22 protein-coding genes are annotated in these 21,834 nt (G+C 70.8%); 14 read left to right on the top strand and 8 right to left on the bottom strand.

The genetic code is table 11. The features are described 5' to 3' along the window. Nucleotides 1–92: 92 nt before the first annotated feature. Complete coding sequence (locus C471_RS05725) at nt 93–1,058, bottom strand: glycosyltransferase (RefSeq protein WP_049909010.1); 966 nt, start codon at nt 1,056–1,058, stop codon at nt 93–95. After that, nucleotides 1,028–2,698, bottom strand: coding sequence for an HTTM domain-containing protein (locus tag C471_RS05730; protein WP_004047099.1), 1,671 nt, complete (start codon nt 2,696–2,698; stop codon nt 1,028–1,030). Before C471_RS05730 ends, C471_RS05725 begins: the two co-directional genes overlap by 31 nt. A 121-nt stretch (nt 2,699–2,819) precedes the next feature. On the opposite strand from C471_RS05730, the gene C471_RS05735 reads away from it, so the two are divergent. From C471_RS05735 to C471_RS05775, 9 genes are all read left to right on the top strand, one after another. Further along, nucleotides 2,820–3,716, top strand: a complete 897-nt coding sequence (locus C471_RS05735; protein WP_004047100.1) for an isoaspartyl peptidase/L-asparaginase — start codon at nt 2,820–2,822, stop codon at nt 3,714–3,716. 522 nt (nt 3,717–4,238) lie between these two features. Next, nucleotides 4,239–5,249 carry a 2-phospho-L-lactate transferase gene (cofD, locus tag C471_RS05740; RefSeq protein ID WP_004047101.1) on the top strand — a complete coding sequence of 337 codons (1,011 nt, stop codon included), beginning with the start codon at nt 4,239–4,241 and terminating at the stop codon, nt 5,247–5,249. Further along, nucleotides 5,246–6,088: a tRNA-dihydrouridine synthase gene (locus C471_RS05745; RefSeq protein ID WP_004047102.1), complete on the top strand. Its 843-nt coding sequence runs from the start codon at nt 5,246–5,248 to the stop codon at nt 6,086–6,088. Before cofD ends, C471_RS05745 begins: the two co-directional genes overlap by 4 nt. Further along, nucleotides 6,088–7,035 carry a triphosphoribosyl-dephospho-CoA synthase gene (locus tag C471_RS05750; RefSeq protein WP_004047103.1) on the top strand — a complete coding sequence of 316 codons (948 nt, stop codon included), beginning with the start codon at nt 6,088–6,090 and terminating at the stop codon, nt 7,033–7,035. The genes C471_RS05745 and C471_RS05750 overlap by 1 nt, the downstream gene beginning before the upstream one ends. Then, nucleotides 7,032–7,673, top strand: coding sequence for a DUF447 domain-containing protein (locus C471_RS05755; RefSeq protein ID WP_004047104.1), 642 nt, complete (start codon nt 7,032–7,034; stop codon nt 7,671–7,673). The genes C471_RS05750 and C471_RS05755 overlap by 4 nt, the downstream gene beginning before the upstream one ends. Nucleotides 7,674–7,766: 93 nt before the next feature. After that, nucleotides 7,767–7,961, top strand: coding sequence for a 30S ribosomal protein S17e (locus C471_RS05760; protein ID WP_004047105.1), 195 nt, complete (start codon nt 7,767–7,769; stop codon nt 7,959–7,961). 137 nt (nt 7,962–8,098) lie between these two features. Next, a complete protein-coding gene (locus C471_RS05765) occupies nt 8,099–9,334 on the top strand; it encodes a tripartite tricarboxylate transporter permease (protein ID WP_004047106.1) in 1,236 nt (411 codons plus the stop codon). A gap of 84 nt (nt 9,335–9,418) precedes the next feature. Beyond that, entirely contained in the window at nt 9,419–9,598 is a 180-nt protein-coding gene (locus C471_RS05770; RefSeq protein WP_004047107.1) for an HVO_2753 family zinc finger protein, read from the top strand. Nucleotides 9,599–9,600: 2 nt separating this feature from the next. Continuing rightward, a complete protein-coding gene (locus tag C471_RS05775; RefSeq protein WP_004047108.1) occupies nt 9,601–9,867 on the top strand; it encodes an elongation factor 1-beta in 267 nt (88 codons plus the stop codon). Between the two features lie 123 nt (nt 9,868–9,990). Here the strand turns inward: C471_RS05775 and C471_RS05780 are convergent, their stop codons facing one another. The 6 genes from C471_RS05780 to C471_RS05805 form a co-directional block, all read right to left on the bottom strand. Continuing rightward, nucleotides 9,991–10,359, bottom strand: coding sequence for a thioredoxin family protein (locus tag C471_RS05780; RefSeq protein WP_004047109.1), 369 nt, complete (start codon nt 10,357–10,359; stop codon nt 9,991–9,993). A gap of 60 nt (nt 10,360–10,419) precedes the next feature. Beyond that, the gene (locus C471_RS05785; protein WP_004047110.1) at nt 10,420–14,025 is read right to left on the bottom strand and encodes a UvrD-helicase domain-containing protein; all 3,606 of its coding nucleotides are present in this window, start codon (nt 14,023–14,025) and stop codon (nt 10,420–10,422) included. Beyond that, nucleotides 14,018–15,274, bottom strand: coding sequence for a hypothetical protein (locus C471_RS05790; RefSeq protein WP_049909012.1), 1,257 nt, complete (start codon nt 15,272–15,274; stop codon nt 14,018–14,020). The genes C471_RS05785 and C471_RS05790 overlap by 8 nt, the downstream gene beginning before the upstream one ends. Next, nucleotides 15,271–16,125 carry a hypothetical protein gene (locus C471_RS05795; RefSeq protein WP_049909014.1) on the bottom strand — a complete coding sequence of 285 codons (855 nt, stop codon included), beginning with the start codon at nt 16,123–16,125 and terminating at the stop codon, nt 15,271–15,273. The genes C471_RS05790 and C471_RS05795 overlap by 4 nt, the downstream gene beginning before the upstream one ends. A 96-nt stretch (nt 16,126–16,221) precedes the next feature. After that, nucleotides 16,222–16,638, bottom strand: coding sequence for a DoxX family protein (locus C471_RS05800; protein ID WP_004047111.1), 417 nt, complete (start codon nt 16,636–16,638; stop codon nt 16,222–16,224). An 863-nt stretch (nt 16,639–17,501) separates the two neighbouring features. After that, the gene (locus tag C471_RS05805; RefSeq protein WP_004047112.1) at nt 17,502–18,857 is read right to left on the bottom strand and encodes an amidohydrolase family protein; all 1,356 of its coding nucleotides are present in this window, start codon (nt 18,855–18,857) and stop codon (nt 17,502–17,504) included. 93 nt (nt 18,858–18,950) lie between these two features. Here C471_RS05805 and C471_RS05810 point away from each other — a divergent pair, with 93 nt between their 5' ends. The 5 genes from C471_RS05810 to C471_RS05830 all read left to right on the top strand — a co-directional run bounded on the left by C471_RS05810 (nt 18,951) and on the right by C471_RS05830 (nt 21,699). Then, nucleotides 18,951–19,565: a TetR/AcrR family transcriptional regulator gene (locus C471_RS05810; RefSeq protein ID WP_004047113.1), complete on the top strand. Its 615-nt coding sequence runs from the start codon at nt 18,951–18,953 to the stop codon at nt 19,563–19,565. Nucleotides 19,566–19,684: 119 nt separating this feature from the next. Continuing rightward, entirely contained in the window at nt 19,685–20,359 is a 675-nt protein-coding gene (phoU, locus tag C471_RS05815; protein ID WP_004047114.1) for a phosphate signaling complex protein PhoU, read from the top strand. A gap of 93 nt (nt 20,360–20,452) precedes the next feature. Next, on the top strand, nt 20,453–20,851 hold the full coding sequence (locus C471_RS05820) for an acyl-CoA thioesterase (protein WP_004047115.1): 399 nt from the start codon (nt 20,453–20,455) through the stop codon (nt 20,849–20,851). Between the two features lie 78 nt (nt 20,852–20,929). Further along, nucleotides 20,930–21,169: a glutaredoxin family protein gene (locus tag C471_RS05825; RefSeq protein ID WP_004047116.1), complete on the top strand. Its 240-nt coding sequence runs from the start codon at nt 20,930–20,932 to the stop codon at nt 21,167–21,169. Beyond that, complete coding sequence (locus tag C471_RS05830; protein ID WP_004047117.1) at nt 21,166–21,699, top strand: cob(I)yrinic acid a,c-diamide adenosyltransferase; 534 nt, start codon at nt 21,166–21,168, stop codon at nt 21,697–21,699. The genes C471_RS05825 and C471_RS05830 overlap by 4 nt, the downstream gene beginning before the upstream one ends. Nucleotides 21,700–21,834: the final 135 nt, after the last annotated feature.

The raw sequence follows: 21,834 nt of genomic DNA on the forward strand, positions 1-21,834 counted from the left end.
TGCCTGCCGCTTTGCCGCTGGCCGCCAGATCCCCCGGAATCGGCGGATGTTGCCGGACTTACGCGGGAGCCGGACGCACCGGAAACGCGCCCTCACACGGGGAGCACCTCCACGTCGAACAGCGACCGCCACCGGTAGCGCCGCCCGCCCCAGACGAACGTCCGGCGCGCCAGCGCGTACGCGAGGAACAGCGGCAAGACGATCACTGCCGGACCGGCGAGCAGGAACGTCGCCCGGCGGACTCCGAACCGGGCGTAGACGGCGGCCGAGACGGCGGTGGCGAGCGCCACGCCAACCACCGGTGCGAACAGGCACAGCGCGGCGAACGCGACCGCGAAAGCGACGTCGAACGCGGCCGCGCGGGGGGCGTGGAACCGCACGATGTGGAGGAACCGAACGAACCGCTCCAGCGATCCGCGGAGAGAGCCGCCGCACGGGACGGTCCGCGTCCGGTCCGCGGCCGTCACGTCGACGTGTTCCGTGAGGGTCCCGTCGTCGCTGACGGTCCGGCGGAGGTCCGCGAGGAACGCGTCCTCTCCGTGCCGGAAGTCGTCGCGCTCGAAGACGACCGCGCCGCCCCAGGCAATCTCGCCCGCGGACACCGCCGCGGTCCCGCCGAGCGCGTACGCGGGCTCGAACAGCCGAGCGAGGGGATCTCTCCCGACGAAAACGGGAATCTCCGTCGTCGGGCCCTGTCGCTCGTAGTCGGCATTGAGCGTCGCGAGCCAGCCGTCCGGGTGGGCGAAGTCGTCGTCGGTCCAGACGATCCGGTCGTGGTCGGCCGCCCCCATCCCCGCGGCGATGGCGTTCGCCTTCCCGGAGCAGCCCTCGGGCTCGCCGGCGAGGACGATACGGACGCCGTCCGGCGTCGTCCCGCGACGTTCGGCGACCGGATCGCCGCCGGTGTCACAGATCACGAGCAGCTCGTCCCGCTCGCCGAGCTGTCCGGCCACCTCGTCGCAGGCGTCGGTCCAGCGCACGGTCGGGAGGAGGACGGAGGTCGGCGGGCGGTCCTGGTCCGTGCTGGTCACGTCGCCAGCTTCGCGTGGAGGACCCATAAGTGGTCAGTCAGAAGTGTGAGCGCCCAGTCAGAAGCGATCAAGTCGGCCTTCCGGTCGCTCCCCTCGCGACACTCTCGCGCGCCGACCGTCCGAACCCGGACCCCGCCGCTCCCGGAGACGTCGACCTCGACCGACGAGACCGTTACCGATTCCGTCTCCGTACCGGAGAATCCCGCCGCGCGGCCACAGAGGTGCGCGAGCGTCGCGTCGACGCGGTCGGCGTCGTCGGCCGGCAGCAGGGAGAAGTGCTTCCGCCAGCGGGCGGTGGGATAGCCTCGGGCGTCCGAGGGCGGACGGTCGGCCGCGATCGGGTCGCCGTACAGCGCGTCGATCCGGTCGCCGTCGGCGGTCGTCGCCGTCGCGAGCACGAGGTCGTCGGCCGACGGCGGCTCCGGCGCGAACATGTCCCAGTCGCTCTCGGCTGGGTCGGACACCGCCGCGACGGGCTCGGGCGCGTCGACGACCCCGAGCCCCATCGCGGTCCACGCGAGCAGCGAGACGAGGAGGACCGCGGCGACGGCGGAGAGGGCGGGGTCTCGGACGGCTCGGGCGGCTCGGGCGGCTCGGGCGGGGAGCAGTCTGCGACTCGTTGCGGCCGATCCGACGCCCGGGGACGTGGCGCGCCGCTCGACCGCCGACCGGAATCGCCCGATCGCCGGGGCGGCCAGCGACTCGGCTCGGTCCCAGACGAACGGCGGGAGGAAGGGAAGAAGCGCGGTCGCCGACACCGCGGAGAAGACGCCGATCTGGAGCGTGAACGCCATCGAGAGGTGCGCGACGACGAGGGTGCCGGCGAGCGCCGTCCGAATCCGCCCGGCTGCCGCGACGAGCAGCGGCGACGCGACGAGCAGCGCGAGCCAGCCGTAGGTCGCGGCCGCGAGCAGCGCCGGACTTTCGGGCACCAGACCCCCGAGCGGGCCGTGGAGGTACGTGAGCCGGAAGACGGTCTCGACCGCCTCGCCAGCGGGCCACGCCTCGCCGCGGAGCTTCACGACCGCGTTCGAGACGTAGACCGAGAGGACGACGGCCAGCAGGAGGGCCGAGGCGGGACCGGCGAACCGGGAGCGCCCGGTCGGGGATCGGCCTTCCAGCGCGGCACCCCGCCTCCGAACGGCGTCCACCGACCAACGCGCGCCGAGGGGACACAGCAGGCCCGCCCCGAGCGCCTGCCAGAGCAGCGTGTCGCCGGCGTTGAGCACGAACGGGTTCCGCGCCTGCAGCGACGCGAGCAGGACCAGCGAGGCCGCCGCCGCGAGTCGGGTCCGGTAGCCGATCGCGAGCGCGGCGGCGGCGAGCGCGGCGAGGAGGAACAGCAGGCCGACAGCCCACGCGTCGCCCGAGAGCGCGTGCAACGAGAAGCGAGCGAGGGGATACGACTCCGCGAGCAGCGATCGGGGGAGCACGCCGGCGTCGGTGTAGAACGCCGTCAGGTTCCGGGCGCGCAGCGCGAGGTCGACGAGGAGCACGACGCCGAGCGCGATACGGAACGCCGCGAGCGCTCGCGGGTCGATTCCGATCCGGCGCCGGAGCGCCGCGCGGAGGCGGTCGGTGAGCGAGGGCTCGGACGGGGAGTCCGGCATCTCGACACCGGTTCCGGAGTCGGCGGCGGATTCGGCGTCATCCCGGCGTTCGGCCACGATGGTGGGATTCCCCGAGCGGCGTGGATAGGTCTTGCGGCGGGAGGAAGTGAAAGGCCGAGGACGGACCGACCCCACCGCTTTCCGGGCGCTTATTGGGACGCCATGGCGATCCTCGCCTATGCGCGTCATCGCTCACGGCGGCGCCGGGGGGATCCCGGACGAGCCGGCTCCCAGACAGGCGACGCTCGACGAGGCGACCCGCCGCGGCGTCGACGCCGACACGACCCTCGGCGCGGTCGAGGCGGCGCTCGGCGTCCTCGAATCCGACCCGCGCTTTAACGCCGGCGTCGGCGGCGCGGTCCAGTCCGACGGGGTCGTCCGCACCGACGCGGGCGTGATGACTTCGGACCGCGAGATCGGCGCGGCCTGCTCGATGCCCGGCGTCGAGCGCGCGGCGAGCGTCGCCCGCGTCGTCCACTCGGAGACGCCCCACGTCTTCGTCTCCGGCGAACACGCGGTCGACCTCGCCGACGAGTTCGGGATCGAGACGGGCGTCGACCTGCTCACCGACGAGAACCGGGAGCGGTACGAGGAGGAGGACCCGCCGCGGGGCGGTCCCCGCGAGCACCTCGACTGGCTCGCGACGCGGTTCGGCTCGGGCGAGGATCAGGCGGGGGGAACGGGCGAGAAAGACACCGCCCCCGACCACGACACGGTCGGCGCGGTCGCGACCGACGGCGAGACGTTCGCGGCGGCGACCTCCACCGGCGGGCGGTCGTTCGCGCTCGCGGGGCGCGTCGGCGACGTGCCGCAGGTCGGGTCGGGCTTCTTCTGTACCCCGGCCGGCGGCGCGAGCGCGACGGGCGCCGGCGAGGACATCGCGCGCGTCACGCTCTCGCGGCGGGCGGTGGGGTATCTCGAAGACGGAATTGGGGCGCAGGAGGCGGCCGACAGGGCGATCGACGAGTTCGAGGCGATCACCGGGTCGGGCGCCGGCGTGATCGTTCTCGGGGAGGAGGGCGCCGGGAGCGCGTTCAACACCGACGGGATGCAGACGAGCATCGCTTATAAGTAGACGATGGTGTGCTGGTCGATCGTGTATAAACGACCAACACCGCGATGACCACTTCCGAAGCCCCAGCCGCTCGGCTATACGCGATCGGTGACTCGACGGCGAACACGTCCAAAGCCCCAGTCGCGAGGACTCGATGGGCTCGCTGCGGTCCTCGGTCGCTCGCGTTGCTCGCTCTCTGTGGTCCTTGCGTCGCCCGTCTTCGTCCTTCCGGGAGACTCCGTCTCCCGTTTTTCCGCTCGCTTCGCTCGCGAAAATCGCGACTACCCCTTTGAGTCCCGCCCCGCACAGCACCGCAGCCTCACACCTCCCCAGCCTCGTCGGTCGCCCTCCGCGTTGCTCCGGGCGACCGACTCCCTCGCGCCGTCGGCTCGCGGCCCTGCGGGCCGCTCGCCGGGGCGCGCCACCCGGAAAGATCGGCTGGGCATCGCCGATCAGTTATAAACGAATCCGCTGCGTCCACCCCGATCGGCCTCGTCGCTCGCGGAGGCGAGGATACAAATCCGCCCGCCGCCTTGCGCCGGTATGGTCACGTTCCTCGCCGGCGGTACGGGGACGCCGAAGCTCCTCGACGGGGCGACCCGCGTGTGGGACCCCGCGGAGGTCGCGGTCGTCGCCAACACGGGCGACGACGTCGAGCTCGGCGGCCACCTCGTCTGTCCCGACGTCGACACCGTGCTGTTCGCCGGCGGCGGCGTCCTCGACCGCGAGACGTGGTGGGGGATCGCGGACGACACGACGGCGACTCACGAGGAGCTCCGCCGGCTCGCCGACGAGGTCGGGCTCGAAACGGGCCCCCGCTACCTCGACGACGAGGCGCAGACGGCGGGCCGCGAGATCGCCCGCTGGCGGCGCTTCTCGGGCGTCGGCGAGTTCATGGAGATCGGCGACCGCGACCGCGCGGTCCACGTCGCGCGCACGAGCCTGCTCGACGAGGGGAGGTCGCTCACCGAGGCGGTCCGGACCCTCGGGGACGCGTTCGACCTCGACGTCGACCTCCTCCCGATGTCCGACGACCCGGTCGCGACGCTGATCCACACCGAGGCGGGCGAGACGATCCACTTCCAAGAGTACTGGGTCGCGCGCCGGGGCGAGCCAGCGGTCGCGGACGTGGAGTTCCGGGGCGCGGACGACGCAGAGCCGACGAATGCGGTCCTGGAGGCCCTCACCGATCCGGTCGTTATCGGCCCCTCGAACCCCGTGACGAGCGTCGGTCCGATGCTGGCGCTCCCGGGCGTCGAGGCCGCGCTGTCGGCGACCCCGGTGGTCGCCGTCTCCCCGTTCGTCGGCGAGGAGGTGTTCTCCGGGCCCGCCGCCGACCTGATGGCGGGCGTCGGTCGCGAGCCCTCGACCGCGGGCGTCGCCGACGCGTACCCGTTCGCGGACGCGTTCGTCCTCGACGACGCGGACGGCACCGACCTGCGCGACCGGCACCCCGACCTGCACGTCGAGCGCACCGACACCCGCATCGACGACGAAGACGACGCAGAGCGCGTCTCGCGTGCCTGTGAGCGCGCGCTGGGGGCGGTCTCGTGAGCGACCCCGCGTCCGGCGGCGACCCGTTCCTCGCCGCGGCCAGCCTCAGCGGCGCGGCCGACGCCGACTGGGCGCGGGCCGCGGCCCCGCACGTCGACGCCGCGATCCTCGGGGGGATCGCGCTCGACCCGGCGAGCCGGTCCGCGGCGCGCGATCTCGTCGCCCGCGACCGCTCGGAGTTCCTCCCCGCGGACCCGGTCGCGTGGATCGACCGCCAGCTCGGCCGGCTCGCCGACGCCCCCCTGCGCCCCGGCGTCAACGTCCGGAGCGCGACCCTCGCTCCGGTTCGCGAGGCGGCGGCGGTCTGCGCCGAGCGCGGCGCGGTCTGCGAGGTGAACGCGCACTGCCGACAGCCCGAACTGCGCGCGGTCGGGTGCGGCGAGTCGCTGCTCCGGGACGCCGACCGACTGGCCGCGTACGTGGCCGCGGCCGCCGAGACCGGCGCGGCGACGAGCGTGAAGGTCCGCGCCGAGGTCCCCGGCGTCGACCTCGTCGCCGTCGCGGACGCGGTCGCCGACGCGGGCGCCGACTGGCTCCACGTCGACGCGATGGACTCCGAAGGAGTCATCTCGGATCTGACCGCCGGGCGGGAGCGCGACGCGGGCGACGCCGGCGAGCCCCACCGCCCCCGCGACGACCTCACCGTGATCGCCAACAACGGCGTTCGCGGGCGGGAGACCGTCGCGGAGTACGCCGCGTACGGCGCCGACGCCGTGAGCGTCGGCCGGCCCAGCAAACTCCCGCCATCCCTCTCCCGGGTCGCCGACGCGGTGGCGGCGTGGCGGGAGGGAGAACTGCTCGCGGGGGGCTCGGGGGTCGCACCGGAGGCGCCGCCGTGATGTCGAGCCCCGTCGACGACGCGACCCTCGCGCTGCTGCTGGAGGTGGCCGGAACCCCCAAACCGGGCAACGTCGACCGACACCGGGACCTCGACGACCTCCGGTTCGAGGCGTTCCTCGGCGGGGCGGTGGGCGCCCGCGAGGGCCTCGAACCGGCCGTGGACGAGGAGACGGGGATCGGCCGCGCCTTCGAGCGCGGCGTCGCGGGGATGGCGTCGCGGGCCGGGACGAACACCCAGTTCGGCTGTCTGCTCCTGCTCGTCCCGCTGATGCGAGCGACGGTCGATCGCGCGGAGCCCGGCGGGGCGCCCTCCCCGGAAGCGGTCGATCGCGCGGTCCGAGCGACGACCGTCGACGACGCCGTCGCGTTCTACCGCGCGTTCGAGCACGTCGACGTCGCGGTCGGAGACCCACCCGCGGACGCCGCCGATCTCGACGTGCGACGCGGAAGCGACGCGGCTCCGGCGCTGCGCGAGCGAGGCGCGACCTTGCGGGACGTGATGGCGCTCTCCGCGGACCCGTCCGATCCCGACCGCGTCCCCGACCGCAACGCGCGGGAGTGGGTCGAGGGGTTCCCGCGGGCGTTCCGCGCGGCCGAGTGGATCCGGAGCGACGAGGGTCCCCTGACCGACCGCGCGGCCCGGGCGTTCCTCGGGCTGCTCGCGGCCGAACCCGACACCCTGGTCGCGGCGAACCGCGGCCCGGATGCGGCGCGCGCGGCCAGCGAGCGCGCGGCCGCGCTGCTCGGCGGGCCGGGCGAGACACCCGACGCGCTCGCCGGCGTCGACGGGATCGACGCGGCGGCGGTCCACGGCGCCGACCTCGACGCCGCGGAGGGGTTGGCGACCGCGTTCGTCGACGAGGGGATCAACCCCGGGACGACCGCCGACCTCACCTGCGCCGCGCTGTACGTCGTCCTCCGGCGGGGGGCGGAGGTGGCGCCGTGAGCGGGACCGACCGCGACGGCTCCGACGCCGTCACGCCCCCCGGTTGGCCCGTCGCCCTCCGGGGCGTCACCGAGTCGGTCGTGACGACGCTCGGACCGAACGACCGCTGGAACGTCGCGGCGCTCGGGCTTCACGCGCCGGACGACCCGAGCGACCCCGTCACGGCGCGGACGTACGGTCGCACCCGGACGTGGCGGAACTTCGCGGAGCGCGGCGGCGGCGTCGTGCAGTTCGCGCCCGACCCGCGGACGTTCGTCGACGCCGCGCTGACGGTCCACGAGGTCGACGAGCCGGTGCTCCCGACCGCCGACGCGTGGGTCGAGGTGACGGTCGAGGAGATCGGACGCGAGACCGAGGGCGACACCACGGTCCGGACGTGGGCGCTCGACCCGGTCGAACAGGCGGTCGTGAGAGAGCGCGTTCCGACGATCAACCGCGGGTTCGGAGCGGTCGTCGACGCGACGGTGGCGGCCTCGCGGCTTGACGTACCGGAGTTCGACACGGCCGAGCTCCTCGATCGGCTGCGGTACTTCGCGGACGTGGTCGAGCGGTGCGGCGGACCGGCGGAGCGCGAGGCGTTCGCTAGAATCGACGAGGCGACCGGGTGGCGGGAGCGCGCGGACGGCGACGAGGAGTAGCCCTCGGCCGTGAAGACGATCGACGCGAGCGCGCCTGCGGCCCGCTCGCGGCGTAACGAACCCTTTTAGTTCGGGCCGGAGGTATTGCCCGATATGGCTATCAAACCCAAGTACATCAAGCAGCTCGGGAAGGTCCTGCTTGAGCGGTACCCCGACTCGTTCAACACGGACTTCGAGACGAACAAGGAGAGCGTCACCGCGCTGACGACCGTCGAGTCGAAGGGCGTCCGCAACCGGATCGCCGGCTACGTCACCCAGAAGAAGGCGCAGGCAGCCCAGAAGGCGTAAGCGGGTCGAGTTCTCTCCGTTCGTTCCGTCCGCCGTCGAGCCGCGACTCTCGCCGTTGCCGCCGTCGCTGGCGGCGGTGAGCCGATATCTCTCCCGCTCCCCAGGTTTATCCCCGAAGCCGCGGCCACCTCGTCGCGATGGACGCGCTGGTCCGACCTGTCGTCGACCCGGGATTCGCGGCGACGGCGCTGGCGTTCCTGTGTGGGGGCGTCGCGCTCGGGACCGCGAGCGGGCTCGTTCCGGGGCTCCACGCCAACAACTTCGCGCTGCTTCTGGCCGGGCTGGCTCCCTCGATATCTGCCGACCCGCTGCTCGTCGGCGTCGCGATGCTCGGGGCGGGCGTGGTCCACTCCTTCCTTGACATCGTGCCCGCGCTCGCGCTCGGCGTCCCGGACGCGGCCACGGCGGTCGCCGCGCTGCCGGGCCATCGGCTCGTGATCGCGGGACGCGGCCGCGAGGCGGTCCGGCTGTCCGCGGTCGGATCGGGGCTGGCGGTCGCGCTCGCGGTCCCGCTGGCGGTCCCGATAACGTGGATCATGATCCGCGGCTATCCCGTCGTCAGAGAGCATCTCCCGCTGCTTTTGGGCGTCGTCGTCGCCTTTCTCGTGGTCACCGAGTCGTCGAAGCGAGCCGCGCTCGGCGGGCTCGTCGCCTTCCTCGCGAGCGCGGCGCTCGGCCTCGCGACGCTCGACGCCGATCCCTCCGCACCGCTCGACGCGGGGGGCGTCCTCGCGCCGCTTTTCGCCGGGCTGTTCGGCGCTCCGGTGCTCGTCGACGCGATGGGCGGCGGGGGCGTACCGCCGCAGGGCGACGCCCGGATCGCGATGAGTCGCCGCGGGCTCGGCGCCAGCGCGGGCGGCGGGTCGCTCGCGGGCGCGGTCGTCGGATACGTGCCCGGCGTCTCCGCGGCCATCGCGGCGGTCGCGGCGCTACCGGCGGTCCCCCGAGAGGAGTCGGACCGCGGATTCGTCGTCGCCACGAGCGGCGCGAACACGGCGAACACGATATTCGCGCTGTTCGCGCTCGTCGCGCTCGGGACCCCGCGGACGGGCGTGACCGTCGCGATCGACCGCGCCGAGGTCCCCTTCGCGCTCCCGATCCTGCTGGTCGCGGCCGCGACCGCCGCCGCGTGCGGGTTCGCGCTCGTGTTGCTGGTCGGCGACGCCTATCTCCGGGTCGTCGGAAACGCGGACTACACGCGGCTGTCAGTCGGTGTCTTGGCGCTCCTCGCGATGATCTCGTACGCGTTCGCGGGCCCCTTTGGGGTTGGCGTGTTCGTCGTCGCCGGGGGACTGGGACTCGTCCCGCCGCGGGTCGGCGCCCGACGGGTCCACCTGATGGGGGTGTTGATCGGACCGCTCATCGTTGGATGAACCACGGTACCGCGCCTCAATCGGTCGTGCGGAGGGCGAAGGCAAAGAACAACGGTTAAAAGTCGCGCGGTGGTGGTTTACTGTATGAGCGAGAGTGAAACGCAGGGCACCCGGCAGTGTGTCTCCTGTGGCATCCAGGTGGCCGGGATGAACGCCGCGCGGTTCTCCTGCCCCGACTGCGGAGAGACGATCCACCGGTGCGCCAAGTGCCGGAAGCAGAGCAACCTCTATGAGTGTCCCGACTGCGGCTTCCGAGGGCCCTAACAATGGGAGACGTCGCCGCCAAGATCAAGGTCATGCCGAACAGCCCCGACGTGGACCTCGACGACCTGCAGGACCGGCTTGAGGAGTCGCTCCCGCAGGGCGCGAAGATCCGCGGCTTCCAGCGCGACGACGTCGCGTTCGGACTCGTCGCCCTCCTGCCGACCGTCATCGTCCCCGACGGCGCGGGCGGCACCGAGGCCGTCGAAGAGGCGTTCAAGGAAGTGGACGGCGTCGAGTCCGTCGCCGTCGAGAACGTCGGTCGCCTCTAGGCGACTACGTCCTCGTCGTCAGCGACGAAAAAGCGGCTTTTCCGCGTTCGACCGTCCGCCCGGAGAGCGACGGCTACGTGGTCGTCCGGGGAGTGTGACCCTGTCCGTCCGGAGATGTTCAGGCTACGCGAGGCGGTCCGTGATCCACTCGGTGAGGTCGTCGCCGGGGATGAATCCCTCCGCGCGGCGCGCGACCGGCTCGCCGTCGACGAACAGCACGAACAGCGGGACGCTCCGCACGTCGAACCGCTCGACGAGCGGCGGGTCGTCTCGGGGGTTCACCGTGGCGACCGCGATGTCGAGCTCGCGGGCGACGTTGCCGAGGACGGGTTCCATGCTCGCGCAGATGCCGCAGCCGTCCGTGTAGAACTCGATCACGGCCGTGTCCGCGTCGTCGACGAACGCGTCGAGCTCGGCAGCGTCGGCGAGGGATGTCGGTCGCCGGACCTCCGCGGCGGATCCGGTGTTCTCTGAGTCGGTCTTGGGCACCATACACATTATTGTCGTCGAAGGGTCATAAAGGCTCGTATCGGGGTCGTGACGGTGTCGTCCTCACCGGTCGAGGAGCCGTCGCAGCCGTCGGTGAACGATGTCGGGCGGCCACGAGGACGCCGTCGTCTCGCGCGCGGCGCCGAACGTCTCGACGGTACGGCGGACGGACGCGTCCGTCGCGCCGCTCTGTTCCGCGAGGAACGCGTACGCCGCGATCTGGAGCTCGTACCGCCGCCGCGTCTCGGGGGTCGGCTCGGCCAAGGCGATCTTCACGTCCGTCACGAACCGCTCCCCGGTGGGGGACTCGACGACGAAGTCCGCCCGCCCGTGGATCTCGACCACCAGATCGCCGACTTCCACCAGCCCGTCCAGCGAGCGTTCGATGCCGACCTCGGTTTTCGGGTCCGCGATCCGCTCCCACAGGTCCGAGTCGAGGAAGTCGCCGAGAACGGCCTCGAAGAACGCGAACATCCCCTCGCGTTCGTCCACGCCGACCGACTTCGGGAGCGCGTTCACGGCCTCGTCGAAGGCGGCGCGGGCTTCCGAGCCCGTCGTCCGGATCGCCCGTTCGTCGACGCCGCGGGCGACCAGCCCCGTGAGTGCGTCGTGGAGACACGTCCCCACCTCCTCGGGACCGAGCCGGTCGAATCGCAGGGGGAGATCGCCGGAGACCTCGTTCGTTTCCGTGTGCAGCGGCTCGCCCAACAGGTGGGCGAGCGCGTGCCGGTCGGCGTCCTCCGTCAGCGGATACATCGTGCTGGGGCTCAGGAACCGGGGGACCCACGGGTCGAGCCGATCGCGGCGCGGCGGAGACTCGGCGACCCGGTTGTGTCCGAGTCGGGGGGTCTGGCGGTCGCGTCGGGCGAACAGGTCCGCGTCGTTGACGCCGATATCGATCGCGTCGCGGTTAGGATCCGCGTCGAGGCGTAGACCGTAGGAATCGGTGCCGCCGCGCGGGAACGCCAGCCCGTCGCGGATCGCGTCGAGCCACCGGTCCCGGGTCAAATCCGTCTCCGCGCCCGAGCGCGGCAGCGGAACGACGAGGTGGTCTCGTGCTCGCGTCAGGGCCACGTACAGCAGCCGCCACGCCTCGGCGCGCTCGTTCCCCGCGACGCGGCGGAGCCGGTCGGGACCGACGAGCGCGTCACGGTCCGGGGAGTCGCTCGGGGAGTCGGACTCGGAATCGACCGCGGAGTCCCGCCAGCGAGCCGTCGCCCAGCGGGGCCCGGCATCGCGGCCCCACCCGTCTCCGGCGTCGTATAGCCCCCCGTCGAACGGCGGGACGGGTACGTCTCCGGGTACCTCCGTGTTCGTCGGCGGGGCGAGCCCCGCGACTTCCCCCTGCGCGACGAATCGGCGAGTGTGGGGGCCGCGCGACCAGACGTCGAACCCGGGGTCCGCGACGACGACGACGTCGTCCTGGTCCCCTTTGGACCGGTGAACCGTGCGGAACTCGACATCGTAAGCGGCGCCCGCCGCGCTCGGCTGCGACGGGCCGACACCGGGGTCCTCGCGGAACGGCTCTACGAGGTCGATCAGCTCCGAGGGCGGGTAGCGGCCGTCTCCCTCCCACTCCGAGAGCGTCTCGACGAGCGCGTCCAGGTTGGCGACCCGCTGGTCCGGATCGGTCTCGTCGGCGCAGCCGTGCGTGTCGGCTCGCAGCGCGAGCGCCTCGATGACCTCCTCGGCGTACGCGCTGGCCGGGAGCCGGCCGAACGCGTCGCTCCGGTCGCGGAGCCGGGCGAGCCCGCGGAGGATTCGCCGCTGTGCCTCCCCGACTGCGGCCGGGTCGTCGTCGAACACCCGGTCGAGGTCCCACGACCGGGCCTCGAACGAGGCCGCGTCGAAGACGGCGCACAGCGGAGACTCGGTGAGGAGCTTGGCCGTTCGCTTCGGGGATCCGGGCGCGATCAGCCACTCGCAGACGGCGAGCACCGTCTCGACGGCGGGACAGTCGAACAGCGCGTCGGTCGCGGTGCGGACCCGGAGACCTTCGGCGGTAAAGGCCTCCTCGTACTCGGCCATCCGCGTCCCGCGGCGGAACAGCACCGTGACCCCGAGCGGATCGCCGTCATCGTCACGGAAGGTCCCGTCGGCGAGCCCCCGTGAGAGGTGAGTCGCGAGCATGTTCGCCTCCCCGACCGCCCCGTCGGGATTCGCCCACGTCGCGGACCCGGGGTGACCGACGCCGTCGAACGACGAGACGTGTACCGCCGGCTCGTCGTCACCGTCGCGGGCCGCGTCCAACCGCGGGTACGAAGCGTCGAAGTCGCCGAGATCACCGCGAGCCGGATCGGCGAACACCGGCTCGGCGATGGCGTTGATCCCCGCGGCAACGTCGGGCACGCACCGATACGAGGTGGTCGCACTCCGGTTCTCGTGGGTGTCCCAGTCGACGCCGAGGTACGTCCCCTCCGTCGTCGCGGCGGCGAACCACCGCGGGTCGGCGTGTCGCCACAGATAGATCCCCTGAAGCCCGTCTCCGCAGGCGAACACGCGCGATTCGCTCGTCACGACGTGCGAGAGCGCGGCGTGCTGGACGGCCGAGACGTCCTGCGCCTCGTCGACGACCAGGCTCCGGATCCGCGACCTGTACGTCCGGAGGACTCGCTCGCGGTGCGAGTCGTCGACCGAGCGGAGCGGCTCGGACAGGTCCGCCCGCTCCTCGGGCCCGTCGAAGTACGCGTCGACGAGGTAGGCGACGTCCGTGTGCGAGACGGCGCCGTACTCCCGGACCGCGTCCCGGTAGCGGGTGCGGTACGCCGAGAGGACGCGACAGAAGTCGTCGATGCGCGCGTCCCACGCGTCGTACAGGTCGCGGTCGGCGCCGAGCAGGCGGTCTCGGTCCGAGCCGGTCACCGCTTCGCGGACTCGCTCGCCGGCTTCGCTCTCGGGTTCGCCGCCGTCCTCGCTACCGTCCCCGCCGCCCTCGACGAACCGCTCGACGGATCGCGCGATAGCGTCGAAGGAGTCGGGTTTCCCGTCGGGATACGCCGCGTCGCGCGTCCGCTCCAGTTCCGATCGGAACGCCTCGGTCGAGAGGCGCCGATCGCGGCAGTACGTCAGCGCGTCCGAAAGCATCTCGCCGACGCCCTCGTCGTACTCGCCGTCGGGGTACGCGGCTTCGAGATCGCGGAGCCGTTGGTCGTGCTCCGCGTCGTCGCGGAGCGACTCGTAGCAGTCGCGGTGGACTCGCTTCAGGAGCGCGTCGTTCCCGACCGACGGCGTCTCGTCGAAGCCGATATCGCCGGCGAACTCCCGGAATATCCCGCGCAGGAACCCGTCGATGGTGCCGGCGTAGGGGGCCTGTCCCACCCGCTGCTGGAGGTATCGCAGCTCCGCCTCGGAGACGTCCGCCGCGGCGGGGACGATTTCGTGTTCGACGATCGCCCGCAGCCGATCGCGGATCGCCGGCACGATGTCGGCCGCCTCGTCGCGGTTGAACGAGACGACCGCGACGTGTTGCTCGGGCGTCGGGTCCCCGGCCGCGTATCGGCGGAGGATGTCCTCGGCCGCGATGTGGTGGGCGACGACCGATTTGCCGGCCCCCGGAACGCAGTCGAGGGTGAACAGCCCGGCGTCGGACGCGAAGTACGCGTCCCTGATCTCCCGCTGTGCGCCCCGCAGTCTGAGGGGGGCAGCGTCTCCGCCACCGCCGTCACTCACGGTCTCCCCCCGACCCGCCGTCAACGATCTCCCGCAGTGCCGGCGGAAGCTCCTGATCTGCTCCGATCAGCCGTCGCCGGGCCTCCTCGGAGACCCGCCGCGTGTCGACGTGGTCGAGCAGCGGGGAGCGGGCCACGTCGTCGCCGTCGGGAGTCCGCGTGTGTCGGGTGACGACGACGCAGCGCCCCGCAGCCCGAATCGCGTCCGCGAACTGATCGCGGTCGCGGCCGCCGACCCACGCGGGCTGCGGCGCGAGCGACCCCGACGCACCCTCGCCCCGGAGCACCGCCTCCTGGAACTCCGGCGGCAACACGGACTGCGAGGGACGCGGCCACTCCCCGGCCGTCAGGCCGACCGCGATCACGTACGGTACGTCGAGCGCCCAAACGTCGTTCGCCTCGAAGACGTCGAGCGCGCGGGCGTTCGAGTGCTCCCGGCGACCGGGACGCTGCGTGGCGATCACTCCGGCGAGGTCGGCCACGTCGTCCCACGAGCGCTCCAGCGTCCCCGCTTCCAGGCGATCGGCGAACTTGTGCCGGAGCTGGCGAACGAGGGTTCGAACGCGCACGACCGCCCGCGCGTCGGTCTCGGTGTCGAGCAGCGCCGGCGAGTCAGCGGCCTTCGTCTCCGAGAGCCCGCGGTCGACGTACCCCTCGACGGCCTCGCCGAGGAGCGAGGCGACCGACGCCGGGTCCGGCGCCGGGGCGGCTGCGATCCACTCGGCGAACCGGCGGAACCGATCGTCGACGCCGTCGGCCGATTCGATCGCCTCGACCCACTCGGGGGGCGATCGCGGGCCGTCCGGAAGGAGCTCCGCGGCTCGGTGTACCGCCTCGGGTTCGATCGGCCATTCCGCCGACCGCGGATCAGGGCCGGTGGCGGTCGCCGGCGACCACCGGAGTTCGAGCGGGCGCAGCAGCGTCTCGCGGTCGACCGAGTTCCCAGCCAGCGCCTCGCACACCGACTCGACGAGGGCGTACGGACGGGTCCGTGTCACGCGGAGCTGCGTCCAGAACACGGGTGCGACCTCGTACTGGAGCGCCGCCCGGAACAGCGGCTCCTCGTACGGGTCGAGGTCGCGGACCGCGACGGCGAGGTCTCGGACCGGAACGCCCCGGTCTCTGAGCGCGGCCGCGGCCGCCATCGCGCTGCGCGCCTCGTCCCGACGGGTCGGAGACGCCATCTCGACCACCGTGGTGGCGGGGGCGTCGATCGGACGCGAGAGCGCGAGCCGGTCCGCCCCGGTCATTCGGACGCCTCCGTGCTCGGGAACGGCACCGTCCCCGGGTCGGCGATGGCGAGGAGACCGGGGACCCGGCGCCGGAGGTACTCCCCCGTTCCCTCCCGGAAGTGGACGTGAATCTCGACGGCCGTGGCGGTCAGCAGCGCGTTGACGAGGTCGGTGTGCGGCGCCGACAGGCTGCTGAGCCCGAGGAGCGTGAGCCGATCGATATCCGGATACGCCTCCCTCCACACCGACCCGTTCGTCGCGGTGATCGACCGGGTCGCGCGGCGCAACAGCGCCGTCTCGGAGACGGCCTCCGCGGTCCGGTCCCGCAGTTCGCGCTCGATCCCGAGGGCGGCGTCGAGGACCGCGTCCGCCTCGGCGTCGATCGGCCCGTCGAGCTCGGCGGCGGTGTCCGTCCAGGCCGAGAGCCGCTCCGGGTGGAAGTTGGTGAGCGCCTCCACTTCGGTCCGGATCCGCTCGACGCGCCGCGGATCGCGCGACGGCGCACCGGTTGAGAGAGCGAAACCCGTCGAGTCGTCAGGGGCCGTGACCCCGAAGATCGACCGGATCAGCGAGAGGCGGTCGACCCGGTCGACGGCCCCGGTCGGTCGACCCGCCGACTCCAGCACGCGGAGACAGACCCCGACCGGGTCCTCGAAGCGGAAGGCGTCCTTCGGTAGCCGCGCCTCGCGGAGGCGGCGCTGGACGTTCCGCTGGTGGAGTTCGACCGGGGAGACGACGAGTTCGTTCGGGCGCGAGCGAGGCCGGGAGCGCTCGAACAGCCTCCCTTCGTCGCCGACGTGAAGCGTCAGTCGGTCCGGGATCTCGTCGTCGCGTCTGTCGGGTCTGTCGCGTCTGTCGCGTCTGTCCATTGATCGGGGTCGACCGCTGTCAGTCCGGGCCCTACAGCGTCCGCCCTCGAACAACTGTCGGTCGCGGTCTGGCGGATCGACGGCGAGGTGCCGGCGCTACTCCTCGTCATCGGCGGCGTCGAGGAGGGTGATGGCGCCGCCGAGCAGCGCGAGGTTCTTGAGGAAGTTGATCTTGTTGTCGTGGCGCTGTTTCCCCTCCATCGTCCAGAAGTCGTGGATCGCCGGGGTCGTCCCGAGGAAGAAGACGACGAGCGCGCCCGCCGCCGCGCGGGGGAGCTTCCAGAACACGATCCCGAGATTGGCGACGAACAGCATTCCCGTGACGAACGGCACGAGCACGTCCGGCATCGGCACGCCCTTCTCGTCGGCCACTTCCACCCGCTTGTCGTTGCTCCTGAACCCGTCCACCGCCATGTACGCGAGCACCCCGCTGTACAGCGCCCGCCCGATCGCCGACGGCGGATCGGGGGGCGACGGGGAGCCGCCGGTCGGCTCGCCGTCGCTCACGCTCACACCACCTCGATGCGTCCGGCGTTCGCGTCGATCCCGATCTGACACCGGCCGTTATCCGTCCCGTTCAAAAGCGTCATACACCCGTACGTGAGCCGGACGCATACTAAAGTGTTACCGGGTCGGTAAACGCTGGGGCTGCGTTCCAGCCGGTGATCGACGACCGCCTCGGCGGGATCCAGCGGCGACGACCCCGCCTGTGGCGGCACCGGCGGCTCGGCCTCCGTCGTTCAATACTGCGGCTCCGTCGACCCCTCAGCAGTTGATGGCTTTCGGCGGTCTCGATCGGTCAACGTTAGAGAAACGGGTACCGAATGCCCAGATGTCCTCGTCTCACAGCCGCTATGCAAGACAGGTGCGGAAAATCAGGAGCGCAGCCATGCCAGCAGGCGGGCAGCCGGACTGGTCGCTGCCTCGAGATCTTCGGGTCGCGGGCTGTCTTTCAGTCGTTCGGGACCGCTATCAATATCCGTCTTATTAATTCTCATTACGGTAAACGGTTGTTCCCGTATTCGGATAAAATAATCGATGTATCAACATATAGCCGGGGAAAGTACATTATATATCGTTTTAATCATCACTATTTTTGAAAATCAGACGCACGACAGACGGAGCGCAGTGGAAACGGAGACGGGGAGAGGGGATGTCAGACGAGTCGATCTCGGCTCTGATGACCTGGCTCACCCGTATCACGCCGGAGGGGGCTGTACGAGATACGCGCGTCCACTCTCACGGCTATCGAAACGTCCGCTAGAACTGATCGGGCTCTCGGCGGTCGACGCGCACCCTTCGGCGATCGAGTGTCGTCCTGCTCCCGGCTGAGAAACGGGGCCCTACAGATCCGATATCGACCGCTGTCGCCGGCCCTACATGCCGATCCCGGCCTCGTCGATCAGGCGCTCGCCGGAGGCGACGAACCGGTCGAACTCCTCGCGGACCTTCGGGTTCGTCAGCTCGCCGTCGCGCTTGACGACCTCGCCGTCGACGAGCACGGTGTCGACGTGGGAGGTGTCCGACTGGAAGACGACCGTCTGGACCGGCGAGTGCGAGGGCGCGGTCATGAAGTCGTTCGCGTCGAAGAGGACGAGATCGGCGCGCTTCCCGGGCGTGATCGTCCCGATCTCGTCGTCCATCCCGAGCGCCTTCGCGCCCTCGATCGTCGCCATTTCGAGGGTGTCGCGCGCGGAGATGCTCACTTCGGAGACCTCCTCGTGACCCTCTAAGACCTCCTGGTTGTCGAACATCCGCTGGAGCTGCATCCCGATCCGCATCTGGCTGCCCATGTCGCCGCTGATGTTCGAGCAGACATCGACGCCCCACGCCGGGCGCCCGCCCGCTTCGAGCACCTTCCCGGTGACGGGGATACCGTGTCCCATCTGCATCTCGACCTCGGGGGTCGACGAGAAGGAGACGCCCTGTTCGACGGCGTGGTCGATGTCCTCCTGCGAGAAGTGGTTGCCGTGAGCGACGTTCACGTCGGGACCGAGCATGTCCTCGATGGCGCCGAAGCCCTGGTAGTCGTCACCGTACACCGACGACGGCCACAGCGCGGCGCCCATGTGGATGGTCGAGAGCACGCCCAGATCCCGCGCCAGTTCCAGGTCTTCGCGAGCGGTCTCGTCGGTACAGAAGTCCGGGCCGCGGAGCCCGAGCGCGAGGCTGAGCAGGTCGTCGTCGCGGATCTTCTCCTCGTGGAGGCTCCGGATGCTCTCCTCGGGGAGGCCGACGTCGCTCTCGTACCACCACTTCGCGGCGTCGTCGCCCGGCGGGCCATAGGTGTACACCGCGCGCAGGCCGGTGTCCTGCAGCGCGTCGACGGCGCGCTCGCCGTGTTCGAGCGTGTTGGGGTACGACCAGTCCAGCGCCGTGGTCGTCCCGGTGTGGAGCTTCTCGAACGCCCCGTAGAGGCCGCCGAGGTACATGTCCTCGGGTCGGTAGAGCCCGGTGATGTTGCCGAGCATGTGATCGAAGTACTCGCCCATGAGCGACCAGTCACCCGCGATCCCCCTGACCTGCGTCTGTGCGAGGTGGATGTGCGAGTCGACGAAGCCGGGAACCACGATCTGTCCGGACGCGTCGATAACCTCGGCGTTCTCCGCCGAGAGACCGGGACCGACGTCAACGATCTCACCGTCCTCGATCAGTACGTCCGCCTCGTCGAGGGTCCCGATATTCGGGTCGAGAGAGACGACCGTCCCGTTCTGAATGATCTTTCGTGTCATGTGTGTCTGTACCGTTTGACCATGAGGTTAAAAATTTACTTCTTGGTAAAGTAGGTGGGATCGCTTATATATCTCACCGTCGGAGGGGCTCGTATGAGCGACTCCCGCGAGACGGTCTCCTCCAAGGACACCGAGGAGGTGATCATGGAGGCCACGTTCCGCGCGTTGAGCAAACATGGGTACAAGGACCTCCGGATGCGCGACATCGGCGAGGAGATGGACCTGACGCGGCAGGTGATCCACTACCACTTCGACGGGAAGTACGACCTGCTGTCCGCGTTCTTGGAGCACGTTATCGATCAGTACGAGGGCAGCGTGGAGGTGAACGAACACGCCGATCCGCGCTCCGAACTCGACGCGCGGATCGACCAGTGCCTCTTCGGGCCGGAGTTTGAGGAGTTCGGCCACTGGGAGCGCATGAAGGTGTACCACGAGCTGTACACCCACGCGCAGAACGACGGCGATCACCGCGAGCTCTTCAACGAGCACTACGACCGCATCCGCGAGAGCATCGTCGAGGTCGTCGAAGAGGGGATCGAACGGGGCGAGTTCGCCGCCGTCGACGCCGAGCGGATGGGGCAGCTCATCACCGATGTCATCCACGCCGCGAGAGGACGCCGGATGGCGTTGGGACACACCGACGCGCCCGAGGAGGCCCGTAAGGCGATCGACGACTTCGTCCTCAGTTCGCTGTACGACGACGGCTGACCGCGGGTAGGGCCGCCTCGGAACCGATTCGGTCGGTTTCGGCGCGGAGTTCGGGCGGTACGCCGACATCGATCGGCGACGTGTTTTTATACGTCCGGTGAGCGTGATACGGCAACACGATGCCACGCGAACAGTACCAAACGAAACTGGAGGGACTCCGCGACGACGTGCTCTACATGAGCGAGCTCGTCGCCGAGCGGCTCCGGATGGGTCTCGACGCCTTGGAGCGGCAGGACGGCGAACTCGGCGAGGAAGTGATCACCGGCGACGCCGAGATCAACGACCTGTACCTCGAACTGGAAGGGAAGTGTACGGACCTCATCGCGCTTCAGCAGCCGGTGGCGGGCGACCTGCGTTTCATCGCGGCCTCGTTCAAGATCATCACCGACCTCGAACGGATCGCCGACCTCGCGACGAACCTCGGCCAGTACGCCAAGCAGGCCGACCGGGAGGTGTTCCCCGACGTCGACGTCCAGCGCATCGGCGACGACACGCTGACGATGCTCGACGACGCGATGGCCGCCTACGCCGACTCGGACCCCGAGCAGTGTTTCGCGGTCGCCGAGGCCGACGACGAGATCGACGCCGCCTGCGAGGCCGCGAGCGAGGTCGTCGTCCGCGACCTGATCGAGCGCGACGAGCTCCGCGAGGAGGCCGACGTGGAGGGGACGATGCGGAACGTCTCGCGGCTCCTCCTCACGATCCGGGACCTCGAACGCGTCGGCGACCACGCGGTCAACATCGCGGCGCGCTCGCTGTACATGATCGAGAACGACGACGAGTTGCTGTACTGACCCCTCGGCCACGCTTCCCCCGCCACTCGAAGCGCTCCCCGCCGTCTGGACAGATCCCGACGGCTACATAGGCCGGCCCGACGAGGGGCTGCCGTGAGCACATACACCACCGAGATCGACGTTCGCTTTCGCGACATCGACGCGATGGGCCACGTCAACAACGCCGTGTACGCGACGTACATCGAGCAGGCGCGGACCACGTACTTCCGCGACGTGCTCGACGCCGACATCTCCGCGCTGGCGACGGTGTTGGCGTCGCTGTCGATCGACTTCCAGCGCCCGGTCGAACTGACTGACGGGACCGTCACCGTCGAGATCGAACTCGCCGATATCGGTAGCTCCAGCGTGACGATGACCCACGAGATCCGTACCGGCGGCGAGGTCGTCGCCGAGGCGGAGGCGACGCTCGTGAGCCTCGATCCGGACTCGGGGGAACCCGCTCCGATCCCGGACGAACACCGGTCGACCATCGAGTCGTATCACGGGATCTGACGGCCGAGGAGCCGTCCGTCTACGACCTCCCGCCGGCGACACCCTACCTTCTTGCCGCCGCGCGCCGATCGGTCACGTATGTCCGTCCGACTGTACGCCCTCGACGGGTGTCCCTACTGCGAGGCGGTGTCCGACGCGCTCGACGAGGCCGGCGTCGCGTACGAGACCGAGCGGGTCGACGCGCTCCACTCCGACCGCGACGAGGTGAAGCGGGTCAGCGGCCAGCGCGGCGTCCCGGTCCTGATCGACGAGAAGCGCGGCGTGACGATGTCCGAGAGCGCGAACATCCTGGAGTACGTCGAGCGGAGCCTCGCATGACCATCTACACCGGACGCGGCGACGAGGGCGACACCGACCTCCGGGACATGAGCCGGGTGTCGAAGGCGAGCCCCCGGATCGAGGCGTACGGCACGGTCGACGAGGCGAACGCCCTGATCGGCACGGTGCGCCCGACCGGCCACGACGACCTCGACGACCTGCTCGAAACCGTTCAGAACCACCTTCACGTCGTGCAGGCGGACCTCGCGAACCCGGATCCGGACCCCGACGACCCCGCGGTCGAGTCCACGCACGTCGAGACGCTCGAAGAGCGCATCGACGCGCTCGACGAGGAGTTGGAACCGCTGCGGTCGTTCATCCTCCCCGGCGGCGGCGAGGCGGGCGCCCGGCTCCACCACGCCCGCACGGTGACCCGGCGAGCCGAGCGCCGAGTCGTCGAACTGGCGCGGTCGGAGCCGATCAACGAGGCGGTCGTCACCTACCTCAACAGGCTCTCCGACCTGCTGTTCACGCTCGGCCGCGTCGCGAACGCGAGAGACGACGAGCCCGAGGAGTCGCCCTCGTACTGACCGCTCTTCCGGCGTTTTCACCGTCTTTTCGCCTCTATACGGCCCTCCCGGATCGCTGCCGGCAGCGAGATTACTGCAATCTGTCCCCACCGCACAGCCACAAAGAATATATTCGTCGGATACCAAAGGACAGAT

This window comes from Halorubrum saccharovorum DSM 1137, from assembly GCF_000337915.1.
Classification (GTDB): domain Archaea; phylum Halobacteriota; class Halobacteria; order Halobacteriales; family Haloferacaceae; genus Halorubrum; species Halorubrum saccharovorum.